Genomic DNA, 17,485 nt, shown 5'->3' on the forward strand with positions numbered 1-17,485 from the left:
AAATATCATCTCTAACACAATATATTACTCATTGACTCACTTCATTTTGCGAGATCTTGCATATACTTATCTCAGTATCACCATGCTATTAACGGAGAGCACAATGATCCCTGCATTAAGAAGAACAAAAATTGTCACTACATTAGGACCATCGACAGACAAAGGTGAAGTATTAGAAGCCATCATCAAAGCTGGTGCAAATGTCGTACGTATGAATTTTTCACACGGCAGTGCTGAAGACCATATATTACGCGCTCAAAAAGTACGTGCCATTGCTGCAAAATTAGGCCGCCATGTTGCCATACTCGGTGACTTGCAAGGCCCAAAAATTAGAGTATCTACATTTAAAGAAGGTAAAATTCTGTTAAATGACGGTGACAAATTTATTCTTGATGCCGACCTCCCAACGGGTGAAGGTGATCAAGATTCGGTCGGAATTGACTATAAAAAGCTTCCTCAAGACGTGCAATGTAATGACTTATTATTGTTAGATGATGGTCGAGTGCAGCTTCAAGTCACAAGTGTTGATGGTACGAAAATTCATACCATCGTCACCGTAGGAGGCCCTCTATCTAATAATAAAGGGATCAATAAAAAAGGTGGTGGCTTGTCTGCCAATGCTTTAACAGAAAAGGATAAGCGTGACATCTTACTGGCCGCAGAAATCAAAGTTGAGTATCTAGCCATATCCTTTCCTCGCAATGGAGAAGATATGAAATACGCACGCCGTTTGGCGCGCGATGCTGGACTAGAAACGAAATTAGTGGCAAAAGTAGAAAGAGCGGAAACGGTAGCGAATGATGCAAATATTGATGACATTATTATGGCATCTGACGTGATCATGGTTGCACGTGGAGACTTAGGTGTTGAAATTGGCGACCCAGAATTGGTTGGAGTTCAAAAAAAACTCATCCGCCGTGCCAAAGAACTTAATCGGGTTGTCATTACGGCAACACAAATGATGGAATCGATGGTTGAAAATCCGATGCCGACGCGCGCTGAGGTGATGGATGTAGCCAATGCGGTACTCGATGGCACTGATGCTGTAATGCTGTCAGGCGAAACTGCGGCAGGGAAATATCCTATAGAAACCGTCCGCTCAATGGCTGAGGTCTGTGTTGGGGCTGAAAAAATGATTGAAGCAAACCAACAAAATTATCGTATTGATACATCGTTCTTCACCGCGGAAGAAACCATCGCAATGTCGACAATTTATGCGGCTAATCACATGGAAGGGGTCAAAGCGATGGTTACACTCACCGAGTCGGGGCGAACTGCACTGATGACATCCCGTCTCAACTCTGTACTCCCGATATTTGCCATGTCGCCCAACGAACGAACATTAAACCGTTGTACTTTATACCGAGGAGTGACTCCTGTCTATTTTAACACCAAAGCAGATACTGGGTTTGACGTCGCAGCAGCAGCTTTAAATACACTAAAAGAACGAAAGTTATTAAAATTTGGCGACTTAGTGATCATCACACAAGGTGACATTATGGATGTAGAAGGCTCAACCAACTGTATGCGTATTTTACCAGTTCTTGAGTAAATGACTGTCTGATATCACTTTACTCGCTAGCGGAGTTATCAGGGCGTGTTGAAATTTCGAGGTTACCCTTATCGTGAAACGCCAACACGTCCGAATTAACGTTGTTTAATACGCTCTTTATACACTGACTGCGCTTTATCAAATTGCTTGATAAATTCATAGCCTGCTTTTACTCCTAATGCATAGTCATAAAGCAAGTCATCTTTGTTGCTCAACAGTGAATTCGATTTTAAAGGCTCACTGGGAACGATTTGCAGAACAAAAACATCATCAGGTGGTTTATGCAAAAAATCTTGAGTGAGCGAATAGGTTTGATAATGCACCATAAGCATGTCAGCGAGACCAGAATCAAATTTATCACCAATCAAATGGCTTAACCGATAAATATCATCAGCACCAAAAAGCCATCGACCTCCGTTAAGTAACTGTAAATGGATTTGTTCTTTTTTTTGTTCTTTGGCTCGCTCAATTTTCTGTTGTACGAAACCATTCCAATCTTGCTTCCATTGCGATAATTTTTGTTGCCACTGCCCTTGAATATTATTCAAGGGTTCAGAAAGCCAATGAACTTCGCCACTAAAAGAAAGCTTCGGTTGCGTTGTGTTGGCTTGGGGGTCGTAGTCAGCGCACTCAGTACGGATAACAGCAAGGAAACGAGAGCCTTTCCTCCACGCTTCCTGAGCCGGTATCGAAGCGGATACTCCCCCATCAATATACGCACTATCACCTAATTTCACTTCATTCGGATATAAACGTGGGATAGCGCAGGTCGCGGTCAATACATCACGCCACTGCTCTCCAAGCAGAGGAAAGTAATGATCATGTAATGTACTTGCAGAGGTTGTCGCAGCGTAAGCTTGTCGCTTCTCAAGTACTTTTCTGCCCATATCAATATCTAAGCGGTACGGAAATTCAGAGATTCTGTCCAAAGCCCAGTCTAGATTTAAATATTGTTTGCGCCGTACATAGCCAAAGAGGTTAAAAAAGTTGGGGTCAGTAGTGAGGTCTAAAATAAACGCTTTACCTAAACCACGCTGACGGCAGAGATAAGCGCATAAGTTGAGTGCACCTGCAGAGGTACCGTAGAATTCATGAAATGGGTCAAAATTAGATAAAAGGAAGGCATCTAACACACCAGCAGTAAAAATACCTCTCTGCCCACCACCTTGAGCAACTAATGCATTTTTACCACCAATGTACTTCGAAAATTGATCGACATCGACATTGTTCTCTTTGTCAGAGACAGTTCCACTATTGTTCATCAGCAGAACCCTCCGTCATTAATGAGTAATAACGATTAGCCCATAACCAATGAGAATCACAAAAATTGTTGCAGTGATAACTAAAGCGTATTTGAGTTCGTGTTCCATAAAAACCTCCTGCCATATAACAAAGTAGTAACATCTGGATAAAAACGCTTCAAGTGTTGCTGATTTTCTAAATACAATTATGGAGTTATCATCACAATAACTCAATCATAAAGGTAATGGTTAATGTAGTTATGTTAATGAAAACACATAATCAAATTATTTTCGTTGCCTGCAAAATATACACATATACCCAAACAACTTGAAGTTACAGATAGGTGGTAAGTGAGTTCATCCCCATGAGCATAGATAAACTATGTGATTGGGGTGAAGCCAACACAGATACAACTGGGTATACCAACTTCGTATCCTCAATAAACGCTTTTTAATCACTTAGCTAAACTGAGAATTTTTGCATCTCAGCCTATTTTCGGTGATATCCACTAGTGAGTGTCTATTTTTCAGTCAGACACCCTAGCAATAAAAATAGTTTTATCATTTAAAAAAACTAAAAATTACAGACTTATCAACCGCAAGTTGTAACTTCTTCCTGCTTATTACCCTAAAAAAATGACAATTTAACAACTAATAAACCATCAAAAAACCAGAAAATAACATTTACAATCTATTGCCTTAACCAACTTTAGTCTGTAGTCTCAATGCCATGCGCAGCTGATTGTTTCAGTTTTCGCAAACACACATCGTATAATTAAGAACAATATTCTGAGAAATCTCAAGGCTAACAACATATAAAACTAACTTTTTGCCAGTTCATGGATGAAGGCACAAATATTTAGGATCGCTTTAGCATACCTACTGTATTCATCATTCTTAAACTGGCTCTAGCCAAAGAGAAGCTTCATACCTCAGGGAGTCGTAAAGGAGTAAATAATGAAGCGAGAACAATGGGGATCCCGAGCCGGATTCATTTTAGCCGCAGTGGGTTCAGCAATCGGTTTAGGAAATATTTGGCGTTTTCCTTATATGGCCTATGAAAATGGTGGTGGTGCATTCTTTATCCCTTACCTTTTTGCCATGATTACCGCCGGAATTCCATTCATGATCCTAGAGTTCAGTATGGGTCAAAAACATCGTGGTTCTGCACCAACAACGTTAGCAAAAATTCACGCTAAATTTGAATGGTTAGGTTGGTTCCAAGTTGGCGTTGCTGCCGTCATTGCTGTTTACTATGTTGCAGTTATTGGCTGGGCTATCTCTTATTTCGGCATGTCATTTACTCAAAGTTGGGGCACGGATACCAATGCCTTTTTCTTTAGTACTTATTTAGGCTTGGGTGACAATTCACCGACTAATCTAGGTAGTATTCAGTGGAAGATCGCCATTACAATGCTCATTGCTTGGGCGATTACTTATGCCGCTATTACAGGTGGTGTAAAAGCTGGGATTGAACGCGCCTCTAAGATCATGATGCCAGTACTTTTCATTATGGTCTTACTGCTGATTGGTCGTATGATTTTTCTTCCAGGAGCATTAGACGGCGTTAACTATATGTTTGAGCCTGATTTTAGCAAGATTTGGGATGTGAAAGTTTGGGCGGCTGCATACGGACAAATTTTCTTCACTCTAAGTATTGGCTTTGCCATTATGCTTGCCTATTCTAGCTACCTGCCTGAAAAATCAGATATTACTAACAACGCATTTATGACCGTGTTGATCAACTGTGGCTTCTCAATTCTAGCGGGTATTATGATTTTCTCTGTTCTTGGCTATATGGCTCAAGAACAAGGTAAGCCATTAACAGAAGTCGTTTCTGCTGGTGTCGGTCTTGCATTTGTGACTCTACCTGCGGCAATCAACCTACTTCCTGCGCCTTATATTTTAGGGCCACTATTCTTCTTTGCTTTAGTAGTCGCTGGCCTAAGCTCTCATATCTCTATTATGGAAGCGGTAACCTCGGCGGTAATGGATAAGCTAAAATGGAATCGTAAAAAAGCAGCAAACATTGTTATCGGTACTGGATTAGTCGTTTCAATGGCATTTGCTACTAATGGTGGTTTACTGTTACTTGACCTTGTTGATCACTTTGCCAACAACGTAGGTATTATGGTGAGTTGTTTGGTTGAAATTGTGCTGATGACTTGGCTATTCAAAATTTCAGATGTACGTAAATACGTCAATAGTATCTCAGACTTTAATATTGGTGTTTGGTTTGATATCTGCCTACGTTTTGTTTCGCCAGTTATTCTTGCCATTATCGTAGCCACTAAGCTACAAACATTATTCACAGAAGGTTACGGTGGCTATGACCTAACCTTAGGTTGGGTGATGATCGCACTGTTATTTGCTACCGGTGTAGCGATCAACGTAACAAGTAGTAAGGAGCACAACTAATGACAACAAGCGCAATTATTATGATGGTTATTGGTTTGGGTATTACATGGGGTGGCGCTGCCATTTGCATTAAAAAGGCTATGAATAAGCAAGACTCATAAACCGAAATATCTTTAAAGAATATAAATGCCGACAGTCAATGTCGGCATTTTTATATTTAAAAAATAAACACCATGCTGCAAGGAAAGTGCTACTGATTACCCCATAAAATCCCCTGCATGCCACTCTAGGCCTATATCTAAACGTGCCTTACCTTACCACTAGCCAGCCTAGAGGTATTTTTACGCTCGCTCAATAAGTCATTGCAGCCAATACCCTTACAACAAGTAAAACAAAAGTCGCCTCTGTTCTTGCCTTGGGATAGTAGCTCAACTCTCGGCAAAGCTCAGTCAAGAATCTCCCACGGTGCAAACATGATGTAAGGCTGAATTATGCGATGGAAAGCGTTAACTTCCTCATGCACTCACACAGTTATACTTAGCAATGCTTGCCATCATTACCAAATACCTAGTTCGAGCCTGAAGAATTACGTTAATAAATTGAAATAACTAAAGAAAAGAAAAAGGAGACCGAAGTCTCCTTTATTACCTTATAGGGGATAGAGAGTGATTAACCGTGGTTACGGATCCACTCATCCATTTCTGTTTTAAGGTTGTCAGATTTAGTACCGAAGATAGCTTGAACACCACCAGATACTACAACTACACCTGCAGCACCAAGTTGTTTTAACTTCTCTTGGTTAACCGCTTCTGTTTTTGCAACAGAAACACGTAGACGAGTGATACAAGCATCTAAGTTAGTAATGTTCTCTTTACCACCGAATGCGGCAACAAGTTCACCAGCAAGCTCTGTACCTGTAGTAGTAGAAGAATCTTCTGTTTCATCTTCGCGACCAGGAGTTTTAAGGTCCATGGTACGGATAACAAAAGTAAATACTACGTAGTATAGAACAGCGTAAGCAATGCCAAGACCAACCAGAAGAAGCATGTTTTCAGCACGAGGAGATTGAACAACAAAGTCAATGAAGCCGTTAGAGAACGTGTGACCGTGAACAACACCTAGTGAGTTAGTCAATACATATGCAAGACCAGAAAGTACTGCGTGAATTCCGTAAAGTACTGGAGCAATGAATAGGAAAGAGAATTCGATTGGTTCAGTAATACCAGTTAGGAATGAAGTCAAAGCAGCAGATGCCATGATACCCATTACTTTAGCACGGTTTTCAGGCTTAGCACTGTGTGCAATTGCGATAGCAGCAGCAGGAAGACCGAACATTTTGAATAGGTAACCACCAGCAAGCTGACCAAAACCGTTACCCGCAGCACGAGATGCGTCATCAGCAGTCAAGAAACAAGTCATGATACCATTAACTTGTTCACCAGCGTTGTTTACACAGCTACCAGCTTCGTAGAAGAAAGGTACGTTCCAGATATGGTGAAGACCAAATGGAATTAATGAACGCTCAACTATACCGTAGATACCAAATGCCGTTACTGGGTTTTGGTTTGCAGCCCAATCAGAGAATGCTGCGATAGCAGAACCCACTGGTGGCCAAATTACAGATAGGATTACACCCAAACCAATCGCTAGGAAACCTGTAATGATTGGCACTGCGCGTTTACCTGCGAAGAAGCCTAAGTATTCAGGTAGCTGAATTTTGTAGAAACGGTTGAATGACCAAGCTGCAACACCACCAGCTAGGATACCACCGAGAACACCAGTCTCGATACCATCAACACCCATTACGCCCGCCATTACTTTTAGCGTCGCAACCATGATACCGTAACCAACGATAGCAGATAGACCTGACACACCATCATTATTAGTGAAACCGAGCGCTACGCCGACAGCAAATAGTAGTGCCATTTGACCAAAGACTGAACCACCTGCTTGTTCCATCAAATGTGAAACAACTTCTGGTAGCCAACTAAAGTTTGCTGCACCTACACCCAGCAAAATACCTGCAACTGGTAAAACTGATACTGGTAGCATCAAAGCCTTACCAACTTTCTGCAGGTTTGCAAAAAGGTTTTTAAACATGTTTATGCTCCTGATTAAGTTATTAGAATTGCTTGGGTTCTAACGGCATACCCCCGTAGCCTAAACGTTAGCACCCAATGAAAATGTAACCACATGTGGCATTATATTTTTCGCCTCTAAATATATATTGATACCCCTCTAACTTTCCAGTCAGTAATGAAATTTAATTTCAAAATATTAGACGGATCACAATGCGTTACCGTTAATGAAAAGCTTTACATCAACACCAACTTAATGTTTTATATAAAGTTTATTAATAATACTATTAATTTCATTACGTAAATAAAATTGGCCTCATTGTTATTTTTGGTAACAAAATTACAATTTCACCTCTAAAGGATAAATCTTCAACAGTTTTAGTAAACAAGGGGGTTTTTATCTATAATCATGACATCAAGCACAAAAAAAAGGAGATTCCCCTCCTCTTTACATGCAAATCTTGCTTATCGTCACAAAAAAAGATCTTGATAGTTTTGGGTGGTTTTTTGCCCAATATCTTTCAGTGATACACCTTTTAGGTGTGCAATATAGGCAGCAACTTCGACAACATAGGCTGGTTGGTTCTGCTTTCCTCGATGAGGAACAGGCGCAAGATAAGGCGAATCAGTTTCAATAAGCAGCCGTTCAAGAGGTAAAGCTCTAACAACTTCTTTTAATTCTGTAGCCTGCCGGAAAGTGACAATTCCAGAAATAGAAATATAAAAACCTAAATCCATGGCCGCCTGTGCAAAAGCGAGATCTTCAGTAAAACAGTGGATCACCCCACCACACTTTTCCGCTCCACCATTTCGCAGCATATCTAATGTATCAGCGCGAGCATTGCGAGTATGAATAATTAGCGGCTTATTCAGTGAAACAGCGGTTTCGATATGCTGGGCAAAACGTAACTTCTGTAAGTCAGCTGTTTCTGGTTGGTAATGGTAATCAAGTCCCGTCTCACCGATCGCCACAACTTTCGGATTTTTAGCATACCTATGGAAACGATCAAGCTCAAATTCACTTTCAACATCTAATGGATGAACCCCACAGGATGCGTGAACATTGTCAAACGGCTCGATCATCTCAAGCATATTGTCGAAAGAATCCAATGTGACACCAACGGAAAGAAGCTGTTTTACATTGGCTTGGGATGCTTTCTCAACTACATCAGCCACACTGGTATGGAGTTCTTCATAATCAAGCTTATCTAAGTGGCAATGTGAATCTACGAACATAATTCCTCATTATTAAAATCAAATAACCAATTCATTGTTAGCAGTTCACAATTGAGACTACTAAAGGTTGTTAGCCTTTCCATTAAGCGTACTAGTGCATTCGTTTGTCGAAAAAGTACCGGATAAGAGATTTGCTTAGCCAGAGAAAAGCTTATTGGTACAAAATCATCTTGTATCAAACCAAACTGAACCTTCTGCGTATCAGTGAGGATAGTCCAAAGCCAAGCTAAATGCTTAGCTGGTTCATTAGCGATTTGTTTTGCCCAAGCGGATACATCAGCATTGGAATTCACGAAAACATCTAGAAAACTCTTTTCAAAGGCTTGATATTTATCTAATTCACCAGAATTGACAAAGGCTAATGTGTTAAGCGGCGAATTTTGGTTAAGATGCGCCACATACGCAGGAATAACTTGCGAGGTTTGCGAACTCAGCCACTGCGATACATCGAGCGAACTTGGCGAAGTCAATAGCGTTTTTTGACAACGGCTAGTAATGGTCGGTAGCAAGTGGTTAATGCGTGAAGCGACCAATATGAAAAAACAGTTTTTGCCTGGAGATTCCAACGTCTTTAAGAGTGCATTCGCTGCTGATTCATTCATTGCGTCAGCAGGTTCAATGATAATAACCCGAGCACCAGACAGTTGAGCTGATTCTTGCGCCAATTTATTACACTGACGTATTTGGTCGACCGTGATCGATTTTCCTTCTTTCTCTGGGAAAATTCGATGAAAATCAGGATGACTGCCAGATTTCATCAGATCGCAACTGTGGCAAAAACCACAAGCTTCTGTGGGCTGATGTGAACACATCAACGCACCACTAAGACGATCAACTAATTGTTCAGCACCTAGTCCTTTAGGAGAAACGAGTAACGTCGTCGCAGGGAAGCGCTGATTGGCAAGGTTGTGTTGCCACTGCTGCCAGTAGCTTGTCAGCCAAGGATATAGAGAGTTCATATGCACTATCCTATTGCACTTTCAACCATTGAATTAATGCCGCTTTAATTGCTGCTGCAACGCTTTCTATTGGCTGCTCTGCATCAATAATAGCAACATTTGCCTCTGACTCTGCCAGTTCAAGATAGCGACTTCGAGTGCGCTCAAAAAAGCTGATATCCATTTTTTCAATACGATCTAACTCACCACGACCTTTTGCTCGCTCAAGTCCTATACGAGGATTAAGGTCTAAATACAGTGTAAAATCGGGTTTAAAATCACCTAAAGTTACCGCTTTTAAATTACGCATGGTATCGAAAGGGATTTGTCTCCCACCACCTTGGTACGCTTGGGAAGACATATCATGGCGATCACCCACAACCCAGTTACCTGCAGATAATGCTGGCTTAATGACATTCTCAACCAATTGAACTCGTGCTGCGTACATTAGCAACAGCTCAGTCATATCCTGTAATACTTCACCGTCATGTTCTTCTTTTACTAGTGCGCGCATTTTTTCAGCGAGAACCGTGCCGCCAGGCTCTCGCGTATTGGTGATATTATTAATACCGAACTCTTTTAATGTTTCCGTGATCGCTTGAATAGCCGTACTTTTTCCAGCGCCTTCAAGGCCTTCTACAACAATAAATTTAGCATTCATAATTATTTTCTTAATTGTTTTAAATAGGCGCGAACTGCGCGATTGTGTTCGGTTAATGTTTTCGAGAAAACGTGACCACCAGTACCACTGGCTACAAAATACAGGTAGTTACTTTGCTCTGGGTTTAATGCCGCATTAATAGAATCTTCACCAGCCATCGCTATCGGTGTCGGTGGTAAACCCGAAATAGTATACGTGTTGTAAGGAGTTGGGGTGCGCAAGTCTTTCTTACGAATATTACCATCATAGCTATCGCCCATACCGTAAATAACGGTGGGATCAGTTTGCAGGCGCATACGTTTGTTAAGGCGGTTGACGAAAACCGAAGCAATTCGCTCTCGTTCTGAAGCAATTGCAGTTTCTTTCTCGATAATCGAAGCAAGAATTAACGCCTCATAAGGCGTTTTGAGCGGTAGGCTTGCTTGTCGAGATACCCAATACTTATCAAGTAATATTTGTAATTTTGCATGTGCACGCTGCAAAATCTCTAAATCAGTGGTACCAAACGTAAAATGATAGGTTTCTGCGAGGAAAAGACCTTCTAATTTATCTCGGTCAATACCCAACTGTTTTGCAATTTCAGCCTCTGAAAGTGCATTTAAAGTGCGAGTTAAACCTTGAGTCTGTGCAAGTAGTGCTCTCCACTCATTGAAACGACTTCCTTCGACAAACGTAATCGCGAACTGGTGCTCTTTACCATCCACGGCCTTATTTAAGACATCAATCAAAGCCTCTGATGCTAAGATTTGATAAGTCCCCGCTTTAATTTTGGTGAGCTCAGGATGTAGCCTTCTGACTAACTTGCTCAGCGGTGAGTCTGCAATCCAGTTTTTTTCAGACAATATTTTCAAAATACCGTTCAAACTAGTGCCAGATGGGATGGTAATTATTTCAGAGGAATGGATAGCTACCGCTTGGTGCAGATATCCATCCACTTGCTGTTTAACATAGAAATAGCCAGCACTAGTAATGGCGATTGCGAGTAAAAGCAATAAGGTAAGTTTTTTTATCACGAGGTGAAACACTCCTGAAAACATCGTGTGTGGGTGCCAAAGGAAAAAGTGGTCGCTGCAATTTTGATCACAGGTGCGACACCTAAAATGGAGTTAGTGATAAATACTTCATCAGCACTAAGCAGATCATCTAATGAGAACTTATCAATTGAGATCGGCAGATTTAAGTCCTGCGCGATAGATAACACTCTACGGCGTGCAACACCCGCAACACCCGCTTGGTCTAAATTAGGTGTGCAGAGTCTATCATTAGTGACCCAAAATATATTTGCAGATGTTGTCTCTATCACATGCCCTAAAATATCTAATGTCACACCTTCAACATAACCTTTTGCATCCATCTCGGACTTTAGCAATATCTGTTCAAGGCGATTATTGTGTTTATGACCAGCCAATAATGGGTTAATACCAAGTCTTTGCTGACAAAGACCTAGTTCAACTCCATTATCTTTCCAATCACTGTAGTGCACCGGATAGTCAAAAACAGTGATTGTCACTTTCGGCTCTAGGTTCTGCGTTGGGCTATACCCCCTTCCCCCCTCACCACGACTAATATGGATTTTAACCCCTGCGTTGTCGGCTTGGAGCACAACTTGCTCAACCCACGAGGCGACTAGCGACCAGTCTGGAGAAGGAATCCCTAACAACAATAAACAGGCATCCATGCGCTCAACGTGCCAATGCCAGTATTGGAGCTTTCCATGACAAGATAGAATGGTAGTAAAACAACCATCTCCATACTGGAATGAACGATCGGAGAGGGAAACCGTCTGACTCGGTTGGCCATTAACCCAAAACATATTCACTACCCTATAAAAAGAAACGGCTCAATGCTAAAGCATCAAGCCGTTTGAACTCAAGTTTCACATCACAACGTCATTAGATTTTTTTGAAAATCAACGAACCGTTTGTGCCACCAAAACCAAAAGAGTTACAGATCGCATACTCCATACCTTCGACTTTACGAGCTGTATGTGGTACCAGATCAATACCTAAACCTTCTTCAGGATCATCAAGGTTAATAGTTGGTGGAACAATTTGATCAACCAGTGACATCACCGTGATGATGGCCTCTACTGAACCCGCAGCGCCAAGTAAGTGGCCTGTCATCGATTTAGTTGAAGAAACCAAAACTTGTTTTGAACCTTCTTCACCAAGTGCTCGTTTAACGCCTTTAATTTCAGCCACATCACCAGCAGGTGTTGATGTACCATGCGCATTAACATAACCGATTTGAGTACCCATTACGCCAGCATCACGCATCGCCGCTTCCATCGCAAGAGCGCCACCTGAACCATCTTCACTTGGTGATGTCATGTGATAAGCATCACCAGACATACCAAAACCAACAAGTTCAGCGTAAATCTTTGCACCACGAGCTTTGGCGTGTTCGTACTCTTCCAGTACCATCACACCAGCACCATCACCAAGAACAAAACCATCACGGCCTTTATCCCAAGGGCGAGAAGCCTTTTGCGGCTCATCGTTGCGCGTTGACAGTGCTTTCGCAGCGCCAAACCCTGCCATACCCAGTGGAGTTGATGCTTTTTCTGCACCACCAGCTACCATCGCATCTGCATCCCCGTATGCAATCATACGAGCGGCGTGGCCTAGGTTGTGTAAACCTGTCGTACACGCTGTAGAGATGGCAATATTCGGACCACGCAGACCACGCATAATCGACAAATTACCCGCAACCATGTTGACGATGGTCGATGGTACAAAAAATGGGCTAACTTTACGTGGGCCTTTTTCCACTAACGATTGATGACCTTTTTCAATAAGGTCAAGACCACCGATACCAGAACCAATTGCCACACCAATTCTTGGGGCGTTTTCTTCGGTAACAGTGAGACCTGAATCATCAAGGGCTTGAATACCCGCCGCAATACCATACTGGATAAATAAATCCATCTTACGGGCATCTTTTTTAGACATATACGCTTCGCAGTCAAAGTCTTTAACTAGACCGGCGAAACGAGTTGAAAAATTGGTTGCATCAAAATGGTCGATATTAACAATACCACTTTGACCAGCTAGCAGGGCTTTCCAAGAGGATTCTACAGTGTTGCCTACCGGTGACAACATCCCCATGCCAGTGACAACGACACGACGCTTGGACACGATCATATTCTCCGGGATTGAAAGATTCTATGAGAGGTATAGAAGAGTTAGAAAAAACTCAGGCGGCCAGAAGGCCGCCTGGGGAGAGATATTACTGAGCGCTGTTTACGTAGTCGATTGCAGCTTGAACAGTAGTGATCTTCTCAGCTTCGTCATCTGGAATCTCAGTGTCGAATTCTTCTTCTAGAGCCATTACTAGCTCAACAGTGTCTAGAGAATCTGCACCTAGATCTTCTACGAAAGAAGCTTCATTTTTAACTTCTGCTTCGTCTACACCTAGCTGTTCAACGATGATTTTCTTTACGCGTTCTTCGATGTTGCTCATTTTTTCTTTTCCTTTACAGATTTCGCCTAATGCGATGATTCCGTAGTTTATTCTAACTAGGGAAAGTTGCAAGTGGGTCATTGCTGGTCAAACCACAAATTTAGCGATTTTAACCGAAATTCAGATCATTTTTGACTTAAATCATGCACAAATATTGCGCATATCACCAGCAAGTTTTACACGATATTGATAATGATAGATGCCTATTTTTGCCAAAACAGTAAAAAACAAGCCTAAACCATGTACATCCCGCCATTTACGTGCAAAGTTTCGCCCGTAATATACGCAGCTTCAGGAGAAGCTAAAAATACCACTGCTGCTGCTATTTCACGCGGGTCACCTAAACGACCTGATGGTACTTGCGCTAGTGTAGCAGCACGTTGGTCATCATTCAGTGCTTTTGTCATATCAGTTTCAATAAAACCTGGCGCAACTGTGTTAACCGTCACACCACGAGATGCAACTTCTCGCGCCATCGACTTAGTAAAGCCAATCACACCCGCTTTTGCAGCTGCATAGTTGGTTTGACCTGCATTACCCATAGTGCCAACAACCGAACCTACATTGATGATACGACCATTGCGCTTTTTCATCATGCCACGAAGTACCGCTTTAGATAAACGGAAAATAGATGTCAAGTTAGTATCAAGAATATCGGTCCACTCGTCATCTTTCATGCGCATAAGTAGATTATCGCGAGTAATACCGGCATTGTTTACCAAAATATCTAACGCACCAAACTCTTCATTAATCGCTTTTAATACAGATTCGATCGACTCAACATCAGTGACATTTAGTGCTAAACCTTTACCTTTATCACCTAAATAGTCGCTGATTGCAGCCGCGCCACTTTCACTGGTTGCAGTACCAATAACCGTTGCACCACGTTCAACAAGCAGCTCTGCGATTGCACGGCCAATACCACGACTTGCGCCTGTCACTAGGGCAATTTTACCCTCTAGATTCATCATGTTCTGTTTCCTTCGATTACTTAGCAGCATCAAGTGAAGTAGTGTCATTCACTGCCGCAGCTTCAAGCGTCTTCACGATACGTTTTGTTAAGCCGGTTAAGACTTTCCCAGGGCCAACTTCAAGTAATTTCTCAATGCCTTGCTCGCTCATTAATTGCACGCCTTCAGTCCAACGTACTGGGCTATGTAATTGGCGAACTAATGCATCTTTGATTTTTTCAGGAGCCGTCTCTGTCGCAACATCAACATTATTGATCACTGGGATTTGCGGAGCATTAAATTCAATAGATTCAAGTGCTACAGCAAGTTTCTCAGCCGCTGGCTTCATCAATGCACAGTGAGAGGGCACCGATACTGGAAGCGGTAAAGCACGTTTAGCACCCGCTTCTTTACACAATGCGCCCGCACGTTCAACCGCATCTTTATTACCCGCAATGACTACTTGGCCTGGAGAGTTAAAGTTAACTGGAGAAACCACTTCACCTTGCGCTGCTGCTTCACACGCTTTGGCAATGGCTTCATCATCAAGACCGATGATAGCTGACATTGCACCGACACCCGCAGGAACAGCTTCTTGCATCAGTTGACCACGTAGTTCAACCAATTTGATTGCTTGCTTAAAGTCAATAACACCCGCACAAACTAAAGCCGAATACTCACCTAAACTGTGTCCAGCAAGCAGCGTTGGCTGCGCCAAACCCAAACTTTGCCATACGCGCCAAATCGCTACTGATGATGCCAGCAACGCTGGTTGTGTACGGAACGTTTGATTGAGGTCTTCAGCTGGACCATTTTGCACCAATGCCCATAAGTCATAACCTAGCGCTTCAGAGGCCTCAGCAAATGTTTGTTGAACAACATCATATTGCTGCCCAAGATCAGCAAGCATACCCACTGTTTGCGAGCCTTGACCTGGAAATACGATTGCAAACTTGCTCATTGTTTGTTTCCTTAAGTAAAAATAAGGAGTTTTAGCAACCCCTTAAAATAGATATTCGTTACGTTAAAATTTAATGAGTGCCGAGCCCCAGGTGAAACCACCACCAAACGCTTCTAATAACAGTGTCTGACCACGCTTAATTCGGCCATCACGCACCGCTTCATCAAGTGCCGTTGGTACTGTCGCCGCCGAAGTATTGCCATGACGATCCAGTGTGATAACCACCTGATCCAGAGACATCGACAACTTCTTCGCTGTCGCGGAAATAATGCGGTAATTAGCTTGGTGAGGAACCAACCAGTCTAGCTCTGACTTATGCATATTATTGGCTTCTAGCGTATCTTTCACTAACTTAGATAGCTGAGTAACTGCAACCTTGAAGACTTCATTACCGGCCATATACAACCACTTATCGACATCGCCAGTACGCTCTGGAACTGGCAAACTCAATAAGTCACCAAATGCGCCATCTGAGTATATATGAGTCGAAATGATACCCGGATCTTCACTCGCACCAACGACCACAGCACCCGCACCATCACCAAATAAAATAATGGTAGAGCGGTCTGTTGGATCACACGCTTTTGACAATGCATCAGCGCCGATAACCAGAACATTTTTACACATGCCGGACTTAATATGTTGGTCAGCGACCGACAAAGCATAGACAAAGCCAGAACACGCGGCAGCTAAGTCAAAAGCAGGACAACCTTTAATGCCAAGTTTTCTTTGCACCTGACAAGCAGATGAAGGGAAAGTATGGCTGCTACTGGTAGTGGCAACAATAATCAAATCGATATCGTTTTTATCAATGCCCGCCATTTGGATGGCGTTTTGTGCAGCATAGAAAGCCATATCAGCCACGGTTTCATCGTCAGTTGCAATGCGTCGTTCGCGAATACCTGTGCGTGCTACGATCCACTCGTCACTTGTCTCTACCATTTTCTCTAAGTCTGCGTTGGTACGCACTTGAGATGGCAAGTAGCTGCCAGTACCTAAAATTTTGCTATACATGAAGACTAATAATGCCTCTCGAGTAAAACCGCTTCCAAACGATCGCTTATACGGCTGGGGACTTGTCGTTTGACCTCGTGTACCGCTTCGGAAATTGCATTTACGACAGCGGATACATCAGCACTTCCATGACTTTTTATGACAATGCCGCGCAATCCTAGCAAACTTGCTCCGTTATACTGGTCGGGGTTCAATGTTTTTAGTTCAGTAAATAGTTCAGAAAACAGTATTCGTGCGATCCAACCCTTTATGGATGAGGCCAATAACTTGGCTTTTAACTTATCAATAAAGAGTTGTGCAGTACCTTCACATGCTTTTAAACATACGTTTCCAACAAAACCATCGCATACGATGACGTCAGCGACATCATCTAATAATTGGTTACCTTCAATATATCCAATATAGTTAACCGCTTGGGTTTGGTTGAGCATTTCAGCACAACGTTTCACCAAGTCATTGCCTTTGATTTCTTCCGCACCGATATTAAGAATTGCGACGCGAGCTGGGCGGCCTAAGTGCTGCTCAGCTAATGCACTCCCCATCACTGCAAATTGAAACAAAGAATCCGCATCACTCGATACATTAGCACCGAGATCAAGCATCCAAGTACGATTACCCGATGTCGTGGGTAACGCAGAAACCAATGCAGGTCTATCAATTCCGGGGAGAAGCTTCAAACGGAAACGAGAAAGCGCCATTAAAGCGCCAGTATTACCACCACTAACACAAGCATCCGCTTGACCGTCAGCGACGAGATCAATGGCAATGCCCATTGAGCTACCCGCACTATTTCTTAATGCTAACGACGGTTTTTCAGAGTTATAGATGACTCGGTCACTATGCGAAATACTCAAACGAGCATTAGGTTCGTAACCTATTTGAGATAATTGACGTGCTATCGCAGGCTTATCACCAACGAGGATCACTTTGAGCTCTGGGAAATGCGACAGTGCCTGCACGGCGGCAGGCACTGTAACGCGAAGACCGAAATCCCCGCCCATTGCATCAAGTGCAACGGTTAAATATTGCAAAGG

Annotated in this window: 17 protein-coding genes; 3 read left to right on the plus strand and 14 right to left on the minus strand. The window is 42.5% G+C overall.

The features are described 5' to 3' along the window. Positions 1-103 precede the first annotated feature (103 nt). The gene (pyk, locus tag AACW06_RS00385) at positions 104-1,552 is read left to right on the plus strand and encodes a pyruvate kinase (protein WP_192073538.1); all 1,449 of its coding nucleotides are present in this window, start codon (positions 104-106) and stop codon (positions 1,550-1,552) included. Between the two features lie 95 nt (positions 1,553-1,647). Here the strand turns inward: pyk and AACW06_RS00390 are convergent, their stop codons facing one another. Next, on the minus strand, positions 1,648-2,814 hold the full coding sequence (locus AACW06_RS00390) for a patatin-like phospholipase family protein (RefSeq protein WP_192073539.1): 1,167 nt from the start codon (positions 2,812-2,814) through the stop codon (positions 1,648-1,650). An 18-nt stretch (positions 2,815-2,832) separates the two neighbouring features. Next, complete coding sequence (gene cydH / locus AACW06_RS00395) at positions 2,833-2,922, minus strand: cytochrome bd-I oxidase subunit CydH (RefSeq protein ID WP_172532636.1); 90 nt, start codon at positions 2,920-2,922, stop codon at positions 2,833-2,835. A gap of 828 nt (positions 2,923-3,750) precedes the next feature. Here cydH and AACW06_RS00400 point away from each other — a divergent pair. Continuing rightward, positions 3,751-5,211, plus strand: a complete 1,461-nt coding sequence (locus AACW06_RS00400) for a sodium-dependent transporter (protein WP_192073540.1) — start codon at positions 3,751-3,753, stop codon at positions 5,209-5,211. Beyond that, entirely contained in the window at positions 5,211-5,312 is a 102-nt protein-coding gene (locus tag AACW06_RS00405) for a MetS family NSS transporter small subunit (protein ID WP_141652904.1), read from the plus strand. Before AACW06_RS00400 ends, AACW06_RS00405 begins: the two co-directional genes overlap by 1 nt. Positions 5,313-5,820: 508 nt before the next feature. On the opposite strand, the gene ptsG is transcribed toward AACW06_RS00405, so the two are convergent. The 12 genes from ptsG to plsX all read right to left on the minus strand — a co-directional run bounded on the left by ptsG (position 5,821) and on the right by plsX (position 17,482). Next, positions 5,821-7,251 (minus strand): PTS glucose transporter subunit IIBC, encoded by a 1,431-nt coding sequence (gene ptsG, locus AACW06_RS00410; RefSeq protein ID WP_192073541.1) that lies wholly within the window; start codon positions 7,249-7,251, stop codon positions 5,821-5,823. Between the two features lie 449 nt (positions 7,252-7,700). Next, positions 7,701-8,465: a TatD family hydrolase gene (locus AACW06_RS00415; RefSeq protein WP_192073542.1), complete on the minus strand. Its 765-nt coding sequence runs from the start codon at positions 8,463-8,465 to the stop codon at positions 7,701-7,703. Further along, positions 8,456-9,424, minus strand: coding sequence for a DNA polymerase III subunit delta' (gene holB / locus AACW06_RS00420; RefSeq protein WP_192073543.1), 969 nt, complete (start codon positions 9,422-9,424; stop codon positions 8,456-8,458). Before holB ends, AACW06_RS00415 begins: the two co-directional genes overlap by 10 nt. 10 nt (positions 9,425-9,434) lie before the next feature. Next, positions 9,435-10,064: a dTMP kinase gene (gene tmk / locus AACW06_RS00425; protein WP_192073544.1), complete on the minus strand. Its 630-nt coding sequence runs from the start codon at positions 10,062-10,064 to the stop codon at positions 9,435-9,437. A 2-nt stretch (positions 10,065-10,066) separates the two neighbouring features. Continuing rightward, the gene (gene mltG, locus AACW06_RS00430; RefSeq protein WP_192073545.1) at positions 10,067-11,077 is read right to left on the minus strand and encodes an endolytic transglycosylase MltG; all 1,011 of its coding nucleotides are present in this window, start codon (positions 11,075-11,077) and stop codon (positions 10,067-10,069) included. Beyond that, on the minus strand, positions 11,074-11,877 hold the full coding sequence (pabC, locus tag AACW06_RS00435; protein WP_192073546.1) for an aminodeoxychorismate lyase: 804 nt from the start codon (positions 11,875-11,877) through the stop codon (positions 11,074-11,076). Before pabC ends, mltG begins: the two co-directional genes overlap by 4 nt. Positions 11,878-11,956: 79 nt before the next feature. Continuing rightward, a complete protein-coding gene (fabF, locus tag AACW06_RS00440; protein WP_192073547.1) occupies positions 11,957-13,201 on the minus strand; it encodes a beta-ketoacyl-ACP synthase II in 1,245 nt (414 codons plus the stop codon). A 91-nt stretch (positions 13,202-13,292) separates the two neighbouring features. After that, on the minus strand, positions 13,293-13,526 hold the full coding sequence (gene acpP, locus AACW06_RS00445; protein ID WP_053311759.1) for an acyl carrier protein: 234 nt from the start codon (positions 13,524-13,526) through the stop codon (positions 13,293-13,295). 233 nt (positions 13,527-13,759) lie between these two features. Continuing rightward, a complete protein-coding gene (gene fabG / locus AACW06_RS00450; RefSeq protein ID WP_192073642.1) occupies positions 13,760-14,494 on the minus strand; it encodes a 3-oxoacyl-ACP reductase FabG in 735 nt (244 codons plus the stop codon). Between the two features lie 19 nt (positions 14,495-14,513). After that, positions 14,514-15,437 (minus strand): ACP S-malonyltransferase, encoded by a 924-nt coding sequence (fabD, locus tag AACW06_RS00455; protein ID WP_192073548.1) that lies wholly within the window; start codon positions 15,435-15,437, stop codon positions 14,514-14,516. Between the two features lie 63 nt (positions 15,438-15,500). Next, a complete protein-coding gene (locus AACW06_RS00460; protein ID WP_192073549.1) occupies positions 15,501-16,451 on the minus strand; it encodes a beta-ketoacyl-ACP synthase III in 951 nt (316 codons plus the stop codon). 5 nt (positions 16,452-16,456) lie between these two features. After that, positions 16,457-17,482 carry a phosphate acyltransferase PlsX gene (gene plsX / locus AACW06_RS00465; RefSeq protein WP_192073550.1) on the minus strand — a complete coding sequence of 342 codons (1,026 nt, stop codon included), beginning with the start codon at positions 17,480-17,482 and terminating at the stop codon, positions 16,457-16,459. Positions 17,483-17,485 lie beyond the last annotated feature (3 nt).

Origin of the sequence: Vibrio sp. S12_S33 (assembly GCF_963889785.1) — a bacterium.
GTDB lineage: Bacteria > Pseudomonadota > Gammaproteobacteria > Enterobacterales > Vibrionaceae > Vibrio > Vibrio aestuarianus.

Excerpts from the sequence above, each read along its gene's own strand:
- pyk (WP_192073538.1), top strand. The coding sequence starts at position 104 with ATGATCCCTGCATTAAGAAGAACAAAAATTGTCACTACATTAGGACCA.
- AACW06_RS00390 (WP_192073539.1), bottom strand. The coding sequence starts at position 2,814 with ATGAACAATAGTGGAACTGTCTCTGACAAAGAGAACAATGTCGATGTC.
- cydH (WP_172532636.1), bottom strand. The coding sequence starts at position 2,922 with ATGGAACACGAACTCAAATACGCTTTAGTTATCACTGCAACAATTTTT.
- AACW06_RS00400 (WP_192073540.1), top strand. The coding sequence starts at position 3,751 with ATGAAGCGAGAACAATGGGGATCCCGAGCCGGATTCATTTTAGCCGCA.
- AACW06_RS00405 (WP_141652904.1), top strand. The coding sequence starts at position 5,211 with ATGACAACAAGCGCAATTATTATGATGGTTATTGGTTTGGGTATTACA.
- ptsG (WP_192073541.1), bottom strand. The coding sequence starts at position 7,251 with ATGTTTAAAAACCTTTTTGCAAACCTGCAGAAAGTTGGTAAGGCTTTG.
- AACW06_RS00415 (WP_192073542.1), bottom strand. The coding sequence starts at position 8,465 with ATGTTCGTAGATTCACATTGCCACTTAGATAAGCTTGATTATGAAGAA.
- holB (WP_192073543.1), bottom strand. The coding sequence starts at position 9,424 with ATGAACTCTCTATATCCTTGGCTGACAAGCTACTGGCAGCAGTGGCAA.
- tmk (WP_192073544.1), bottom strand. The coding sequence starts at position 10,064 with ATGAATGCTAAATTTATTGTTGTAGAAGGCCTTGAAGGCGCTGGAAAA.
- pabC (WP_192073546.1), bottom strand. The coding sequence starts at position 11,877 with ATGTTTTGGGTTAATGGCCAACCGAGTCAGACGGTTTCCCTCTCCGAT.
- acpP (WP_053311759.1), bottom strand. The coding sequence starts at position 13,526 with ATGAGCAACATCGAAGAACGCGTAAAGAAAATCATCGTTGAACAGCTA.
- fabG (WP_192073642.1), bottom strand. The coding sequence starts at position 14,494 with ATGAATCTAGAGGGTAAAATTGCCCTAGTGACAGGCGCAAGTCGTGGT.
- fabD (WP_192073548.1), bottom strand. The coding sequence starts at position 15,437 with ATGAGCAAGTTTGCAATCGTATTTCCAGGTCAAGGCTCGCAAACAGTG.
- AACW06_RS00460 (WP_192073549.1), bottom strand. The coding sequence starts at position 16,451 with ATGTATAGCAAAATTTTAGGTACTGGCAGCTACTTGCCATCTCAAGTG.